Raw genomic sequence first — 18,103 nt, 5'->3', positions numbered from 1 at the left:
TTTAATTATTTCTCTTTCATTTTACCACCCCGGATTCTGAACCACCCCGGAAATCAAAACTTCCTCCGCCTTGATCGGGAACAGGTAATCACGCAGAGCGGTGAACTTTCCCCGACTCCAAACCTCCACGGGACCATTAAAATTATTGTAGAACGACTGGGCATCTTCTCCTAATATATTCCACCCGTACTGTTTCTCGTTCAACACCTCATGGGCGATTTTCCAACGGCGCAAATTCCAAAAACGTTGTCCCTCGAAAGCCAATTCGATATTCGTTTCCCGCCGGATAATATCACGCATGCCTTCCTTCGAATCTACACGTCCCGGATCCTTCGAGTAGGATTTCCAAGCCGTCACCACATCCGGGATTCCAGCACGTTCACGGACTACATTGATGGCATCATACACCTTTTGGCTCGGTCCCTCGTATTCATTCCATGCCTCTGCCTGCATCAAATACAGTTCCGCCATCCGAATTAAAGGAATTGTTTTATTGTTACCTGCTGAATAAGTCCTCGTTACCTGCTCTGGATAAAGATTCTTTTTCAACCAGTAGCCGGTAATATTCTGGTATTCTCGGCTGGAAATAACATCCAACGTCGTACCGAACCGTTCTCCCTTGTACGCCTCTACGAGCAAATCATTCCGCGTGTAGGCTCCCCGGGGACCTCGTTGCCAAATCGTCCGGTCGGCGGCGATACTTGCGTAAAAACGGGGTTCGCGGCGCAAATGCAACTACAACACATCCGTCTTCAGGGGCACCACGTTAGTGTAACGGGGGCTGGACTCCTGAGCCATCTGGTAGCGTCCGCTGTAATTCCACGTGTTGTCGACGTCTATCGGCAAACCGTTTTCCGTATAATACATCTCGACCATTTTGATCGTGGGACATATCCCCCCCTTGGCCCTTTGATTATAATGCTGGTCGGAAGAAGACAAGCGAGGCAATACCAAATAATGATAGTACCAGTCAGAATTTCGAACTACCTCCTTCCACTCCAAAATCATCTCGGGATTGTCGAACTGGGAAAGCACGCTATGCGACAAATCATACATGGTGTTCAAGAGGACGGATCCCTCGCTCGCCGTTCCATCGTACAATTTATGCTGTCCCGCTTCACACACCTCCACCGCCCGGTCGGCAGCCTCCGCTGCCAAACGCCATTTCTCGGGATCGTACTCGCTACTGAACAACGGCTCTCCGTTTTTTCCTTTAAAATTCGCATAATATTCGTTCCCGTTGAATAGTGGGGATGCCGCATAAAGCAACACTTTTGCCTTGAGCACCAACGCCGCTTCTTTGGTGAAGTACGCATACCGCACGGAAGACTTCTCGCTTTTTAACAACAAGTTCGGTTCCGCCTCATCTAACAAGCGCACAATTTCCCGAAAACAGGTATCCACGTGTACCCGATCGACAGCCATGTCCGGCACGCTCGTCTCTACCGATATATTCTTCGGCACCAATGCGATAGGTCCGTAATGACGCACCAAGTCAAAATAGAGAAACGCTTTCAACGCCAGCATTTCGGCTTTCCATTCCCGTTTCTCCCGCTCCTCCATATTGTACACGCCATCAATATGCTCCAGGAATACGTTTACATTGCGGATAGATTCATAATGCGAGCACAAGGCAATAGCATTTGTACTATTCAAATTATCATCCCACAAGTTTCCGTAAGGTTCTTGCGACATTTGCAGCCCCTCTGCGATAAAGAGTCCGTTATACGCACTTCTATCTCCATCCTTTTCATTCCGGAAAACATCGCACATGATGGTTTCGTCCGCCCCGAAAAACGCCGGATTACGCTCAAAATGAGCAACCTGCTTCATTACTCCTGCATATACGCCCTCCAACCATGTATCAGCATTCGCACGCAATTCAAAAATAGACTCTATCGTCTCAATATCCCTTTCCGGCACCACGTCCAAGTAATTGGAACAACCGAATAGCCAAGTGACAGAACACAAAATAAGTAATATATGTTTCATCGTTCAATCGTTTAAAAATTAAAAACTGACATTCACACCAAACGAGAACGTACGTTGTATTGGGTAATTAAACCCGCTCTCGCCCAACTCGGGATCCCATGTCTTGAAATCGGTAATAATGAAAGGATTATTCACCCGTGCGAACAGTTTGAACGTTCCCAGCTTCATCTTTTCTCGCCAATGTGCGGGCAAATTATAAGCCAATTCAATGGCTGTGCAACGCAAAAACTTACACTCGCGCATAAAATAGGTACTTTTCCGCACCTCCGCTCCCGAATACCAATCCTCTTGCGGATTGTGCTCGCTAATTGCCGACGTGGAAAGCCGCGGCCAAAAAGGACGCCTTGCCATATTGCTCTCGCTCCAGTGGTCTTCGTAAATCTCTTTCAACATCGCCCGGTCACCCTCAAAAGGATTGATTTGCATCGGATTCAGGAAGAATCCCCGTTTCCCCGAACCCTGGAAAGCCATATTGAACTCCACGTTTTTATAGGAAACAAACGCACTCAACCCGTAAATCGTGCGCGGCGTTTCCGGGAAGCCGATATACGTGGCATCGTTCACGTCTATCACCCCATCGTTGTTTAAATCGCGATAACGGATATCCCCCGGCATCACATTTCCTCCCTGCTGCGGCGAGTGGTCAATCTCCGCCTGGTCACGGAACAGCCCTTCCGCAATATACCCGATCGCTTGCGAAATCTCGTGCCCTTTCCTCAACTGCCATGCCGGTTTATTGGGAGCTTCGTCAATCTCCTGGTAAATCGCCTTGTTGTAGGTAAAGGTTCCATTCAATATCACCCAGAAATCAGGGCTGAAAGCATGTTGGATCTTTCCCGAAAGATCAACTCCACGGGAACGCACCCGTCCCATGTTCGCCAACTGGAACTTCTCCAACCCCATGGTTGCCGGTACCGTGGTGCGATAATCGAGAATGTTCTTACGGATCTCCTGATAGATATCAGCATTCACCTCAAAGATACCCCCGAACAACTTCAACTCGATACCCAAATTCACTTGATCAGCAATCTCCCAAGAAATCTTACTATTTGCATAAGATTTCACATAATAACGCTTCACATAATAACCATCAGGTTTCGGTGACTTATCTTGGTAATACGAAATATTTGGAAGGTATGCGTAACGCGGAGAAGAGATCACACCGTCATTCCCCACCTGTCCCCAAGAAAGTCGGAATTTCAAAAAAGAAATCCATTGGGAAATGCCCTGCATAAACGGCTCCTTCGAAGCAACCCAAGCACCTCCGACTGCCGGGAAAAATCCCCACTGGTGTTTCTTGTCAAATCGCTCGGAGCCGTTATACCCGAAACTGGCTTCCACAAAATAGCGGCCCTTAAACCCGTAGGTCCCGCGCATGGAGAAACTCACGTTCCGATGCGGCAAAGATTCCAATACATCGTCTGCTCCGGAAGAAGAATTCTCCTGTAAAGAGAGTACTGCCGTCAGACTCGTCTGGTGTTCATCCCAAGCCGCCGTGTGCAACCCGCGCAACTCATAATTCATCTGTGTCGTTTGCACACTAGGCCGTTGATCATAATTAAACGGTGTCTGTAACGTACGCCGCGCATCATCCGGGTTCAGTGCCTGCAATTTATGTTCTCCGGTCTCGAAATCATAATTCGTCAACGAATAACGGAAGGGTTTCGTTTCCAAGGGATTCACGTAATAACCGGTCTTCTGCATCGCCACGATCCCGCGCAACTCCAAGCCTTTCAACAAGGAGGAAAGATTGTGGATGTATTCGGCACGGATCGTTGCCGAGTAACGGCTACGCTCGTTGTATCCCTTTTGGATTTCCAAATAGGGATTAATGGTTCTATCGGTAAGACTTCCAAAACGGATATGTGGCCAGGAAGAATCCTTATCCCCCGGATACGTCGGTGCGAAATCAACCGGTGACGCTTGAAACGCCATCCCGTATGCCTGGCTTACATCGCATCTCGGACCGTGGTATTTATCGAGCGATGCAGAAGAATTGATCAACAATTTGATTCCAGCATTCAAGTCGATATTTAAATTGGTTCGGAACGTGAAAGCATGGTTTTTGATATTACAGTCAAACTGGTTCAACTTATCGGTTTTCAACATTCCCTCGTCATAAGTATAATTGATGGAAGTGTAATATTGTATTACCCTCGAACCTCCCCTAATATTCAATCCTGCACGATGGTTGACGGAATAGTCATTGAACAATATCTTGTACCAATCATTCGCCGGGTAAACCCAAGAGGGATAATTCTTCGATCCCGTCCGTTCAATACGTTCCAAACTATACTGCGGCATGGCATCCGGGTTCCGGGCAAGCAACGCCTCGTTGTACATCTTCATATAGGTAACGGGATCCACCACATCAATCTTCTTGGTCGCACTGGAAGCCACCACCTCGTAACGCACAGAGGTATAAACGGAACCTTCTTCCCCCTTTTTGGTGGTGATCAAAATCACCCCGTTTGCACCACGGGCACCGTACATAGCGGTCGCCGAGGCATCCTTCATCACGTTAAAACTCTCGATGTCCTCTACCGGGATTCGGGATAAATCCAACTTGGAAGATTCCACCCCGTCAATCAGGATCAAGGGGTCGATATTCGCATCGCTTTGGAAAGAAGTGATACCCCGGATGTAAAACTTGGTATTCATCTCCTCCTCCGTCAAAGCGGCGGGAAGCCCTCCCGTCTGCCAAGCGATCATTCCCGGAATCCTACCGGCAAACTGAGTCGTCAAGTCGCTACTGGAAGATTTCAAGGTCCGGGTATCCACGCTCGTGATGGCCGACACCACGCTCTCCTTCTTCTGTTCCCCGAAGGCAACCACCGTCACCTCCTCGATATTCTCGGCAGTAGGATTCAACGAAACGTTCAATTTCGTTTTGCCCTTCACCTCCACGACACGCGGCTCGTAACCGATAAATGAAAACCGCAAAGCATCAGTCGGCAACACGTTAATCACGTAACGCCCTTCCGCGTCGGAAGCGACACCCCGCGTAGTTCCCTGGATCAACACTGTGGCTCCGGCAATCGGGTTTCCTTTCTCGTCGGTTACGCGACCGCTCACCTCGATCAACTTCGATACCTGTTTGGCACCGATCAGGATCCTCCCGTTCGCCTGTTCCGAACATTGCAAGCCCGTGCCTTCCAAACAAGCTCTGACCACCTCGATCACAGCGGTTTTCTCCCGTTTCAACGTGATCTTCTTGGTTTCCTTCATCACGACTTCTTCTTGGAAACTCAAAAGATCCCCACTCAACCGGTTAATCTCGTGCAACGCGCGCAACACACTCACGTCTTTAAAATCAACCGATATCACTTTCGCCTCCTTCTGCTGGGCAAAAAGCGATGTCGAACTAAAAAGTGACACGCCTAAAAAAAGAAACGCGCACGAAAGTTCTAAAAAAACTTTTGTCTTCAGTCTTTTTTTCATAGATTTGTAATTAAATTGATACTATAACCTTGTGTTCCAGACAAGGTTTCTGAAATGGAGCCACCTCAAGGTTGCTCCATTTTATTTTTGATATACACGACGTTTCCGTCGATCTTAAACTCCAACCCTACCGTGAAAGTAAAGATATCCAATATGGATTGCAACGATTCATCTTTATTAAAATAACCGTTTAACGTGTACCGTTCGCGATGCTCCAGCTGGTAAACAAATTTCACGCCGTACCAACGTTCAATTTGCCGCATCACCACCTCTATATTCTCTTTATGAAACACGAACAAACCGTCTTTCCACGCCCTCGCGTGCTCGAGATTCGCCTTCGTGACAGAGAATTGCCGTCCCTGGGTATCCCAGTCAGCCTGTTGCCCGGGAAGAAGCACGACCTCCCGGGTCGTGTCCGCCAACGAAACGACCTGTACCTTTCCCGTGAAAAGCGTCGTTCTGACACAAGGCTCATCCGCGTATGATTTGATATTAAAGGAAGTCCCCAGCACCCTCGTGCGCATCCCGTCCGTTTCCACGATAAAAGGGCGTGAAGCATCCTTCGACACCTCGAAAAAAGCCTCTCCCGCCAACCGGACAACCCGTTCCCCCTGCCCGAAAAGAACCGGAAATTCCAATTCACTCTCCGAGTTCAACCACACCCGGGAACCATCGGAAAGAACCAACGAGTAAAACCCTCCGGTAGCGGTAATCACCTTATTCATCTCCAACCACGTGAACTCGGCGGTATCCGCTCCTACTCCCGCGGAATCGTACACCAGCCGTCCCTCCTGCCCCATCACCATCGCAGTTCCCAAACGCACACTATCCCGTGCTATATGGGTCATCCCGACTTTCTTCCCGTCGGACAAAACCAAAATCACTTTATCCTCCACCTTCGCCCGGGGCGGCGTATCCGCACTCACCACCACACGTGGTTCCGCTTGCTTATCCTCGTGGAACCACATCCACATTACCCCCGCCAACAAAGGAATGGTAAGAATCGCCGCATAGCGCCAAACCGTATTTATCCAAGACCTGCGCGTCTTGTTCCGGAATTTCTTGTAAGCCTCCAACGCATTCAACTCCCGGAACACCTTCCGGCGATCCGGCAAACTCTCTCCCCGGCACACGCGTTGGAAAAACGCCTCACGCTCCTCGCTTCCCTCACGCCACACGCGCAACTCTTCCCGCTCCTCCGCGGAAAGGTCATCCAGCAAGAAACGCCATACCAAATCAATAATCCTATAATTCTTCTTGTCCATTTTTAATGTAATTTCAATATGAAGACAAGAAGAGCGCCAAAAAGGAGTAAAAAAATGGAATCTTTTTTTATATTTTTTTACATCAAACTGAAAATCAAGGGATAAAAACGATCGCTATTTCATACAATTTTCCCAATTTCTTTTTTAAAATTTGCGTCCCGATATTTCGCTGTTTTTTCACGGTCAAGGCGGATATTTTCAGGTTCTCCGCGATCTCTTCATTCTTTTTCCCTAACAGCACCTGCTCGAAAACCTCCCGGCAACGCGGCGGCAACTCGCCTATCGCGTGCAACAACAAACGATAAATCTCCTCTTCCATGACACGCAAATCCTCCGCCTCCCCCGTCTCCGTTTCCCGCTCCCGGACATACTGCATATACTTTTCCTCCACCTCTTTATGTTTCAACAAATTGATGCAGGCATTCCGCACGGAAGTGTACAGAAACGTCTTGAAACTCGTGTAAGAAACATACTTCGTCTTGCTTTCCCAAATCTGCATAAACAACTCCTGCACGATATCCTCTGCCTGCTCCTTCTCCTTCACGTATCCCATCGCGAAATAAACCAAAGCATTATAAAAATTCATGAACAACTCGCGAAAAGCACCGGGATGCTTTTCGTGCAATTGCTTCATAAATGTACGTTCCTCTTCCGGGTTCATACTCAAATTATTTATACATAAAAATATAGTCACCAGACACTCCCCACGTAGATTCTACCAGCAAGTGCAAACTTAAACAATAAATTTGAAGAACTCGTATACGGGAAAAACAAAAATGAAGTATCGAGAAATTCTTGGGCTCTTTTAGATGAATCACTCGAACTTGATCGCCTTCACCGGGCTGATCCGGGAAACCAGCATCGTGGGAATAACCAGCATCAGCACCGTCACGGCTATCACCCCCGCATTCAGCAGAATCACGTACCCGATACTGAAATGAATAGGTACCGTATCCATATAATAGGTAACCGGGTCGAGGTGTATCACGTGAAACGCTGCCTGCACTCCTGCCAAAGCGAACGCCAGCACATTTCCCCACAACATTCCTCTCACGATCAACCCGGCTGAAATATAAAGGAACAACTTACGCAAGGACACGTTCTTGTATCCCAACGCTTTCATGATGCCTATAAAAGTCGTTTTATCCAAGATCAAGATCAACAAACCGGATACCATATTAAATCCTGCCACGGTCACAATCAGAATCAAAATCACCCACACGTTCATATTCAACAATGCCAACCAGTCGAAAATCTGCGGAGCCTCGTCCGTCAGCGTTTGCACTTCGCAATAAACGCCTAATTCATCGATCTTATCCTCCACCTTCCCGGCTATCTCGTTCACCCGCTCCACGTCATCCAGCTCTATGGCAATCTTCGACACCTCTCCCGCCTTCCAACCGTTCAAACGGGCAAGATGGCGGGCGTCCGCCACGACCATCACGTCGTCGTATTCCTTGAATCCCGTGTCATATATCCCCGCCACCGTGAACACCCGTGCACGAGGTGGTTCCTGCACGAAATGAGAGGTTATCCGGTCACCGATACCCACGCCCAACATGGAGGCTACCGACCGGGAAACCAATATATCATTCGAGGTCGCCTCAGCCGAGAAATCGGGGAACTCCCCTTCCACTATATTCCGTTGAAAAAAAGTAGCGTCGTACCCAGCGCCAACACCCTTCAGCACCACTCCATGAATCTCCTCCTTGCTCTTGAATATCGCGGGCTTCTCGATGTACCCGTACACATCCTTCACGCCCTCGATCTCCTTCAATTCCGCAACCAACGTGTCCACTCCCCGAATGACGCCCTCCCCGCCCATCGAACCTGGCATAAAAGGCTGCACGTTCAAGTGCGCCGTGAATCCCGACAATTTCTCGGTGATCTCCCGCTTGAACCCCGTGATAATAAATAATGACAGCAACATCACGCTCAAACCCAACGCGATGCCCACGATAGCGATCTTCACGATCGGAACAGACACAGACCTCGTTGCATCTCCTTTCAATAACCTACGCGCAATGTACCATTCCAGATTCATACGAACTCACCTCAATATTTCAATTAATTTACGCGAAACTACGAAAACAATACAATATTTCCATAGGATAACCACAAATTTACCCTTTATCTACCCCAAGTCTACCGTTACGCTAGCCCATGAACCAATCACGAACCAATCATGAACGTAGCATAAACGTAGACAAGCGTCCATGCTTCGAAATTAATTGGTTCATAAAAAGTCTTTAAGGTAGGGATAGGAGCAGGAAACCATACGCCATACAAGGCTTTCCTTTACAGAATCAAACTAAATTACTCCGGAGGCTTCAAATTTAAAACGATTCCGACCTATTAAATGACAATTTTTTATTAAACTCGCGTACACGCTAAAAGAATGAGAATAAATCATATAAAATATAATCATGCAAAATAATCTAATTGACAAACAAATCGTTGACCAGAAACTGCAAACATGCGGAATCAGTGACATGGAAGATGCCACGATACGCGATATCGTGAAAGTTGTGAACATGGTCGAGGCTGAATGCGGAGAGAAATTCATCCGCATGGAAATGGGTGTACCGGGATTAGCTCCCTCGAAAGTAGGTATCGATGCCGAGATCGAGGCATTGCGTGCCGGATGTGCCCAATTCTACCCGATGCTCGAGGGACACAAGGAATTCAAGGAGGAAGGTTCCAAGTTCGTGAAGAACTTCATGGACATCGACATCAAGCCGGAAGGCATCGTTCCCACCGTGGGCTCCATGCAAGCCTGTTTTGCCGCCTTCATGGCTGTGACGGAATGTAAAAAAGAGAAAGACACCGTGCTCTTTATCGATCCCGGTTTCCCCGTGCAAAAGACTCAGATGCAAGTGATCGGCAAACCGATCGAGTCGTTCGACGTGTACAATTACCGCGGGGAGAAACTACGGGAGAAACTGGAAGAACTTCTTTCCAAGGGAAATATCGCCGCTATCCTGTATAGCAACCCGAACAACCCGGCGTGGATTTGCTTCACGGACGAGGAATTGAAAATCATCGGGGAACTTGCCACCAAGTATGACGTGATCGTGCTGGAAGACCTCGCTTATTTCGCCATGGACTTCCGCCGTGACCTTTCCGTACCGGGCAAAGCTCCATTCCAACCCACAGTGGGAAAATACACGGACAATTATATCGTGATGATTTCCGGCTCCAAACTGTTCAGCTACGCGGGACAACGCTTGGGTATCATGTGTATCTCCGACGCTCTTTATAACCGAAAGTACGACAACCTACACGACCGTTTCGGGGGAATGGGCACACTCGGGTACACCATTGTAAACCGCATCATCTATACCTTATCCTCCGGGACCACCCACTCGTGCCAGTACGCCATGGCAGCAATCCTAAAAGCAGCCAACGAGGGACATATCAACATTCTGGACGGAGTACGGGAATACGCCAAACGGGCTAACGCCATGAAAACACTCTTCATCAAGTACGGTTTCGAGATCGTGTACGACCGGGATTTGGCGGAACCGATTGCCGACGGATTCTATTTCACGCTGATCTACCCGGGTTTCACGGGTGGCGAATTGGCAAAAGAAATTCTGTATTACGGCATATCCGCTATCCCGTTGCGGGACACCGGTTCAAAGAAACAAGGCTTGCGTGCTTGCGTTTCCCAAACAGGACTCGAGCGTATGAATGACCTGGAAGACCGATTGAAACGTTTCGCAGCAGACCACAAGAGATAATTGAAAATGAAAATAAATTTACCAGACTGAGAAAACTTTAAAAAAGCAATCTTGAATTAAAAGATAAAACAATGTTAAAATACAGGTAAACTATTTCAATATTCAATTTTAGTTTATAATTTTATCCCGTAAATGCGTTACAGAATAAAAGAGAAACGAAGAATTTATTTATAAATCATAACCTATTATTCAATTATGGCAAAATTTAGAGGCGCTGTCGTCGTTGACAAAGAAAAATGTAAAGGATGCAACCTTTGCGTGGTCGCGTGTCCTACCAAAACCCTCGATCTGGCGAAAGAGGTGAATGGAAAAGGATACCACTATTCCGAGATGGTAAATCCGGAAGCATGTATTGGATGTGCCAGCTGTGCGTTGGTATGCCCTGACTCGGTAATCACCGTTTACAAAATGAATGTAGAATAAGAATAAAAACTACCTAAAATGGCAGAAGTAAAATTAATGAAAGGGAATGAGGTAATAGCCGAGGCCGCTATCCGTTGTGGATGTGATGTTTACTATGGTTATCCTATTACCCCGCAATCTGAAGTCATGGAGACTCTCATGGCACGCAAACCGTGGGAGGAAACAGGAATGGTCGTGTTGCAAGCCGAGAGTGAAATATCCTCAATCAACATGGTATACGGTGCCGCCGCTTGCGGTAAAAAAGCGATGACATCATCATCCAGCCCCGGTATCTCGTTGATGCAGGAAGGTCTAACCTATCTGGCAGGTGCAGAACTTCCCTGCTTGGTTGTTGACGTTGTTCGCGGAGGTCCAGGATTGGGAACCATCCAACCGGCACAAAGTGACTATTTCCAAGCCACGAAAGGCGGAGGTCACGGTGACTATCACTTGATCGTGCTCGCTCCCGCTTCCGTTCAAGAAATGAACGATTTCGTAAGCCTAGGTTTCGACTTGGCATTCAAATATCGTAACCCCGCCATGATTCTTGCCGACGGTGTTATCGGACAGATGATGGAAAAAGTTCAATTGAGCGAATACAAACCTCGTTGGACAGAAGAAGAAATCGAGAAAATGTCTGATAGCTGGGCGTTGACCGGAAAGAAAGCACACCGCTCTCACAACACGATCACCTCTCTTGAGTTGGATTCTTATAAACAAGAAACATTCAACCACAAGTTGCAGGCAAAATATCACGCAATGGAAGAAAATGAAGTCCGTTTCGAAGAAATCCAATGCGAAGACGCCGAATACTTGTTCGTTGCATATGGTTCCGCTTCACGTATTTGCCAGAAAGCAGTGCAACTTTGCCGTGAACAAGGCATCAAAGTAGGTATCCTACGCCCGATCACGCTGTATCCTTTCCCGACCAAGGAAATCGAAAGACTTTCCAAACAAGTGAAAGGAATCCTGACCGTGGAAATGAGCGCCGGACAAATGGTAGAAGACGTTCGTCTTGCAGCTAAATTCAGAATCCCGGTAGAACACTACGGACGTTTCGGAGGAGTTATTCCCACACCGGAAGAGATCGTTGAAGCACTTAAAAAACAAATTATAGGAGCATAAGCTATGTCAGTAGAATTAAAAGATATAATAAAAGAGGAGAATATTGTTTACAAGAAAACTCCCGTGCTTACCGACAACGTGATGCACTACTGCCCGGGATGTTCCCACGGGGTAGTTCACAAAATTATTGCGGAAGTAATCGAAGAAATGGGTATCCAGGACAAAACCATCGGTGTATCCCCGGTAGGATGTTCCGTACTCGCTTACAACTATTTGGATATTGATTGGGCAGAAGCGGCTCACGGTCGTGCGCCTGCCGTTGCTACCGGTATCAGCCGTGTTCACCGCGATCGTTACGTGTTCACTTACCAAGGTGACGGAGACTTGGCATCTATCGGATGCGGTGAAATCATGCACGCTTGCAGCCGTGGTGAAAATATCGTGGTTATCTTTATTAACAACGCAATCTACGGTATGACCGGAGGACAAATGGCCCCGACCACCCTTTTAGGACAGGTTACCGCAACCACTCCCTACGGGCGTGATGCCAAATTAAACGGATTCCCGATGAAATTAACCGAATTGCTTGCCCAACTAGACGGAACTTGCTATGTAACCCGTCAGTCGGTACACACCCCGGCTAACGTGCGCAAGGCAAAAGCCGCTATCCGCAAAGCATTCGAGAACACCCGGAAAGATAAAGGAACCTCTTTCGTGGAAATCGTCGGTACTTGTAACTCCGGTTGGAAAATGAGTCCGGTTGATGCCAACAAGTGGATGGTGGAAAACATGTTCCCGAAATACCAATTAGGTGACATCAAAGATATTTAATCAGTTCATAAAGTTCATAAAGTCCATAAGGCTCATAAAATCATTTTTATTCTAACCTTATAAACTTTATAACTTTATAACCTTATAAACTCAATAATTATGACAGAAGAAATCATTATAGCAGGATTCGGTGGGCAAGGAGTTCTTTCCATGGGAAAGATTCTCGCTTACTCTGGAATTATGCAAGATCAAGAAGTGGCATGGATGCCGTCTTACGGTCCTGAAATGCGTGGTGGTACAGCCAACGTGACCGTCATCCTGAGTGACGAGCGCATCAGCTCCCCGATCTTAACCAAATACGATACCGCAATCGTTCTGAACCAACAGTCCATGGACAAGTTCGAAAGTATGGTGAAACCCGGTGGCGTCCTGATTTACGACCCGAACGGTATCACCCACGAACCCACGAGAAAAGATATCAACATCTACAAGATCGAGGGTACGGCTATCGCCGTGGAGCAAGGTAACCCGAAAGTTTTCAACATGATCGTTCTCGGTGGATTCTTGAAAATAAAACCGATCGTGAAGCTTGAAAACGTGGAAAAAGGCTTACAGAAATCCTTGCCCGCACGTCACCACAAGATGATCCCGATGAATATCGAGGCTATTCAAACTGGAATGAACAGCGTTGAGGTTGTAAACCAACTATAAATTCTTTCATAATCAAGTAGGAGGTAAACGCAAATCATAAGCGTTTATCTCCTATTTTTATTATCTATCACTTTTATGCCGATCGATATAAATGCGAAGAGCAATATTCAAATTCCACAATGAAATTAATATTCCAACTCCAACAAGAATCGTAAAAAGTACAAGGATAAAATCCAATATATCCATCAATGACAACGCGATGGTCAAACAATTAAATCCATTCATTTCTTTAAGGAATTATGATTTACATTTCACATAATAGCAAACAATTCTTTTTTTACCCTAACAATTTAATAATTAATACTAAACTGTTAGGGTAATCGGTAATAGAATACTTGAAAAGCCACTTGGTACTATTAAAATAGTATAAACAAATAAACTTTTTTCATATTCTACCAGCACAAAGTATAGATCGCAGCCAAAAGGATGCAAATCACGTACGCACAGATATTAAATACTTTATCCGTCTTGAACATCTCGGATGTCAATGCCAATGCCTTCGGATCATCCTCTGTCTTGCAAGTAGCAAGGCTTACCATCCCGATGGTTACCATCGTTATCAAGGAGGTGTACATCATCTGATCAAGGAACGGCATCCCTATCGGCAAGAATTTTAACAATAAAGCTACCGGAATGGAAACCAACACGCCGATAATTGCTCCCCGGTTGGTCGTTTTCTTCCAGAAAAGCCCCATTAGAAATACAGCCAAGATACCGGGACTTACCAATCCCGTATATTCCTGAATATAAACAAACATTTGGTCGAAATTCGCCATCAACGGGGCAATAAACCCGGCGATGACCAATGCCACTGCTGCCGTGATTCGCCCTACTCCGACTAACGTTTTATGCGAAGCATCGCAATTGATATAAGGTTTATAAATATCCATCGTGAAGATGGTGGAAGTAGAATTCAACATGGACGCCAACGAAGAAACGATAGCTGCCGCCAAAGCCGCAAGTACCAATCCTTTCAGGCCGGTAGGCACGAACGTCCCGATCAGCCAAGGATAAGCCTTATCATTCCCTCCTGTCATCTCGAACATGACTGTCACCGAGGGATCTTTAGTTTCCGTGTACATCACGAAAGCCACGATTCCGGGGATAACCACGATCAAGGGAACGATCAGTTTCAAGAAAGCGGCGAAAGCTATACCTCGCTGGGCTTCCTTCAAGGACTTTGCCGCTAAGGTACGCTGGATGATATATTGATTGAATCCCCAGTAATACAAGTTCGCAACCCACAATCCCCCGATCAAAACGGCTATACCGGGTAAGTTCTTAAACTCCGGATTGTCTTTCGAAATAATCATGTGAAACTTATCCTCTGCCGTATCCACCACGTGCCGCAAACCCTCGATAACGCCACCGCTTGGCAACACGTTATCCAAAGCGATCAAGGTAGTAATTACCCCGCCAATAATCAACAAAGCCACTTGAATCACGTCCGTCCAGGCGACAGCAGACAATCCCCCGTATATGGAATAAGCGGCTGCCACGAAAGCAAGACAAACAATGGAAGGGATAAACAAATCGCCGTTCCCCGTCCCGATAATCGTGTCAATCGCCTTCGCGCCCAAGAAAAGCACGGAAGTCAGGTTCACCAGTACAAACAAAGCAATCCAGAAAACGGCTAGAATTGTTTTCAGATTCGTGGAAAAACGTTTTTCCACAAACTCCGGGATAGTGTACAATCCCTGTTTAATAAAGATAGGCAAGAAGAATTTACCCACGATAATCAACGTGAGCGCCGCCATAAACTCGTAGGAAGCGATAGCCAGCCCCACCGCAAAGCCCGAACCGGACATCCCGATAAATTGCTCGGCAGAGATATTAGCAGCAATCAAAGAAGCCCCGATAGCCCACCACGGCAGGGATTTGCTGGCAAGAAAATAATCCTCCGTTGTCTTTTGCACGCCTTTCTTTCCCCGCGATACCCACAAACCCACGGCAATAATCATAAGGGCATACATCCCGAAAATGAGATAATCCCAGAATTCAAAATTCGTGTTCAACATCTTTCCAATTATTAGGTTTGTATTCTAGTAAATTTTACGCACTCCGTCGCCAATGTCTGCCACGTAAAACTCGGCACTCAAGCCGATCTTATCGTGATAAATTACGACAAGCCTCTCGATGAATTGTTGCACCTTATCTTCTTGCACAAGGCTCACGGTACAACCACCAAAGCCTCCGCCCGTGATACGGGAACCCAACACGCCGGGCAATTTTTGTCCTTCCTCCGCCAGAGTATCCATTTCCGTGCCGGTGACCTCGTAATCTTCTTTCAAAGAGCGATGCGAATCGTTCATCAATTGCCCGAAACGATTCAAATCACCTTTCTGCAACACCTCGATTGCCTCGTTCACCCGCTCATTTTCAGTCACGGCGTGGCGAGCCCTTCGGTACACCGTATCGTTCGGCAGCAAGGATGCTAATTTTTCAAATTCTCCAGAACCGAGGTCACAAAGGTTATTCACCTTCACTTTTTGATTTATCGCTGCCAAAGCTTGTTCACATTCACTTCGGCGTTCGTTATATTTAGAGGTTACCAGATCATGGTTCTTGTTCGAATTCGTGATTATTAGTTTGTAGCCATTGATGTTCAATGGAATCAGATCGTAATCCAACGTGGCACAATCCAATGCGATAGCGTGTTCCTTTTTTCCCATCCCCACGGCAAATTGATCCATGATACCGCAATTCATTCCCACGAAATCGTTCTCGGCATGCTGTGACATTTTAACCAATTCAATCGTATCGAGGTTCGTTTTCAACTGATCGTTCAGCATATATGCCGTCACCACTTCCATCGAGGCAGAGGAAGAAAGTCCCGCACCACCGGGAATATCACCAAAGTACAAAATATCGAACCCCCACGGGTCGATTCCCCGGTCGGCAAACTCCTTCATCACTCCCAAGGGATATTTCACCCATTCGTTCGGCTTGCCCGTGAAAGCGGCATCATCCAACACGCCTTGAAACGGCAGATTCATGCTGGCGAATCCGGTTCGGGCATCGTCACGACGGGCAACCAACAAATAAGTCCCAAAACTCAACGCGCAAGGAAATACCCGTCCTCCGTTGTAATCTATATGTTCCCCGATTAAATTCACCCGCCCGGGGGCAAAATAAAGATGTTCCGCTTTTCTCCCGTATATCTCTTGAAATCTCTGCTCTAGCACACTTGTATCCATGGTGTAGAATTTAGAATTTAAAATTTAGAATGCAAATAACAAGGCTTCAACAGCTTTTGTACTAGCATTACTTACAAAGTTAAACTATTTTCTTCAAAATTATAACACTGAATAACCGAAAATCGTCATCTATTACTTACTTTTATGATTCGAAAAAAATCACAAACCATGGAACTAAAAGAATATATTCTTAAAAACGAATGTCTTGAAATCCACGTCTGTAACTTGGGCGGGATCATAAAAAATCTATTTGTCCGTGATTACAAATGGAAGCAGACGGACGTAGTGCTGGGATTTGACAACGTGGAGCAATATGCAGCCCCCGCGTATTTGAACAATTACCCGTATTTCGGGGCTCTGATCGGACGCTATGGCAACCGGATAAAAGATGCCTCATTTGAAATAGACGGGCAAACTTTCTCGTTAGCCAAGAACGATAACGGGAATTGCCTGCATAGCGGGGCAGCTGGTTTTGACAAATGCGTTTGGAATGTGGAACAACCGGACGACGAACACTTGATTCTCCGCCTTTCCGACCAAGACGGGACTGGCGGCTTCCCCGGCAAACTGGACATTACCGTGAGGTACTCGATAGAACAAAACGTGTTCCGAGTTATTTACGAGGCGACCAGCGACAAAGCCACCCACGTGAACCTCACGCAACATCCTTATTTTAACCTCAACCCGGACGACGAGAATATCGGGAAACACGAGTTGCGCTTGTATTCCAAACGTTACCTTGAAACCACACCCGATTTGATCCCCACGGGAAACATTCTTCCGGCAGAAGGTAAGTATGCCTTCAATTTCAATAAACCGCTTTTCCTTGCCCTGCAGGAAGACGGGCTCGACGATTGTTATGTGTACAAAGATCTTGGGGAACCTCAACTCATGGCTGAATTATCGTACCCGAAGAACGGAATCACGATAACCATTTTATCCGACTACCCGGGTCTGCAAGTATATACCGGCAAGCATATCGATGTGGCAAACGGCAAAGGCGGCAAGCATTACGGAGCGTACTCCGGCATTGCCCTCGAAGCCCAGATGTTCCCCGACAGTCCTCATCATCCCTCTTTTCCCTCCACCTTACTCCAAGCGGGAGAGGTGTATCGCCACAAAACGGTGTACTCGTTCAACTGTTTTAGCGTAGAGAAAGAAGATTGGTTTGGCGAGGACTAGACTTTGACTCTAAACAACAAAAATTATCAAGGAATGATTAGGCTATATGAATTCCCACTCAACCGTCACCCTTCTTTATAGCCTTTCAAAAAAAATTGGCGCCCAATACTCTAATATTGGATTACAAATCATATAACCCAGATCACTCGTGAAACAGATCACCGCCAGGAATCTATACATCAACACAACACACTGATAATTGTAATATTAAACCATCTGTATTCATCATTACAAACTACGCAAATAATCTTTACTACAAGATATTTTTTATATATTGACAATTATTATATGCTTTTTGTTGCGAATTTCAAAAATATTTTATTTCTTTGTTATC

At 46.5% G+C, this 18,103-nt stretch carries 14 protein-coding genes; 6 read left to right on the top strand and 8 right to left on the bottom strand.

From position 1 onward, the window contains the following. Positions 1-21: 21 nt before the first annotated feature. The 6 genes from BN8899_RS21155 to BN8899_RS12735 form a co-directional block, all read right to left on the bottom strand. On the bottom strand, positions 22-735 hold the full coding sequence (locus tag BN8899_RS21155) for a RagB/SusD family nutrient uptake outer membrane protein (protein WP_231932345.1): 714 nt from the start codon (positions 733-735) through the stop codon (positions 22-24). Further along, positions 736-1,992 carry a RagB/SusD family nutrient uptake outer membrane protein gene (locus BN8899_RS21150; RefSeq protein WP_231932344.1) on the bottom strand — a complete coding sequence of 419 codons (1,257 nt, stop codon included), beginning with the start codon at positions 1,990-1,992 and terminating at the stop codon, positions 736-738. 18 nt (positions 1,993-2,010) lie between these two features. Continuing rightward, complete coding sequence (locus BN8899_RS12750; RefSeq protein WP_065219716.1) at positions 2,011-5,433, bottom strand: SusC/RagA family TonB-linked outer membrane protein; 3,423 nt, start codon at positions 5,431-5,433, stop codon at positions 2,011-2,013. 65 nt (positions 5,434-5,498) lie between these two features. After that, positions 5,499-6,698: a FecR family protein gene (locus tag BN8899_RS12745; protein ID WP_065219715.1), complete on the bottom strand. Its 1,200-nt coding sequence runs from the start codon at positions 6,696-6,698 to the stop codon at positions 5,499-5,501. Positions 6,699-6,792: 94 nt separating this feature from the next. Continuing rightward, positions 6,793-7,359, bottom strand: a complete 567-nt coding sequence (locus BN8899_RS12740; protein WP_018337150.1) for an RNA polymerase sigma-70 factor — start codon at positions 7,357-7,359, stop codon at positions 6,793-6,795. A gap of 153 nt (positions 7,360-7,512) precedes the next feature. Further along, positions 7,513-8,742, bottom strand: coding sequence for an ABC transporter permease (locus BN8899_RS12735; protein ID WP_065219714.1), 1,230 nt, complete (start codon positions 8,740-8,742; stop codon positions 7,513-7,515). Positions 8,743-9,124: 382 nt separating this feature from the next. Between BN8899_RS12735 and BN8899_RS12730 the strand changes: the two genes are divergently transcribed. The 5 genes from BN8899_RS12730 to BN8899_RS12710 all read left to right on the top strand — a co-directional run bounded on the left by BN8899_RS12730 (position 9,125) and on the right by BN8899_RS12710 (position 13,390). Further along, complete coding sequence (locus tag BN8899_RS12730; RefSeq protein ID WP_065219713.1) at positions 9,125-10,441, top strand: pyridoxal phosphate-dependent aminotransferase; 1,317 nt, start codon at positions 9,125-9,127, stop codon at positions 10,439-10,441. A gap of 195 nt (positions 10,442-10,636) precedes the next feature. Next, a complete protein-coding gene (locus BN8899_RS12725) occupies positions 10,637-10,864 on the top strand; it encodes a 4Fe-4S binding protein (RefSeq protein WP_018337153.1) in 228 nt (75 codons plus the stop codon). 18 nt (positions 10,865-10,882) lie between these two features. Then, the gene (locus BN8899_RS12720; protein ID WP_065219712.1) at positions 10,883-11,968 is read left to right on the top strand and encodes a 3-methyl-2-oxobutanoate dehydrogenase subunit VorB; all 1,086 of its coding nucleotides are present in this window, start codon (positions 10,883-10,885) and stop codon (positions 11,966-11,968) included. A 3-nt stretch (positions 11,969-11,971) separates the two neighbouring features. Further along, positions 11,972-12,739, top strand: a complete 768-nt coding sequence (locus tag BN8899_RS12715; protein ID WP_065219711.1) for a thiamine pyrophosphate-dependent enzyme — start codon at positions 11,972-11,974, stop codon at positions 12,737-12,739. A 99-nt stretch (positions 12,740-12,838) separates the two neighbouring features. Then, positions 12,839-13,390, top strand: coding sequence for a 2-oxoacid:acceptor oxidoreductase family protein (locus tag BN8899_RS12710; protein ID WP_018337156.1), 552 nt, complete (start codon positions 12,839-12,841; stop codon positions 13,388-13,390). A 392-nt stretch (positions 13,391-13,782) separates the two neighbouring features. Here the strand turns inward: BN8899_RS12710 and BN8899_RS12705 are convergent, their stop codons facing one another. Together BN8899_RS12705 and BN8899_RS12700 are read right to left on the bottom strand one after the other, a co-directional pair. Beyond that, complete coding sequence (locus BN8899_RS12705) at positions 13,783-15,408, bottom strand: sodium/sugar symporter (protein WP_065219710.1); 1,626 nt, start codon at positions 15,406-15,408, stop codon at positions 13,783-13,785. Positions 15,409-15,432: 24 nt separating this feature from the next. After that, on the bottom strand, positions 15,433-16,587 hold the full coding sequence (locus BN8899_RS12700) for a galactokinase (protein WP_065219709.1): 1,155 nt from the start codon (positions 16,585-16,587) through the stop codon (positions 15,433-15,435). A 168-nt stretch (positions 16,588-16,755) separates the two neighbouring features. Between BN8899_RS12700 and BN8899_RS12695 the strand changes: the two genes are divergently transcribed. Further along, positions 16,756-17,769 carry an aldose epimerase family protein gene (locus BN8899_RS12695; RefSeq protein WP_187376893.1) on the top strand — a complete coding sequence of 338 codons (1,014 nt, stop codon included), beginning with the start codon at positions 16,756-16,758 and terminating at the stop codon, positions 17,767-17,769. Positions 17,770-18,103: the final 334 nt, after the last annotated feature.

The organism is Butyricimonas sp. Marseille-P2440, from assembly GCF_900091675.1.
In the GTDB taxonomy this organism is placed as follows: Bacteria; Bacteroidota; Bacteroidia; order Bacteroidales; family Marinifilaceae; genus Butyricimonas; species Butyricimonas synergistica.
This window is presented reverse-complemented; position numbering and strand designations above follow the sequence as displayed.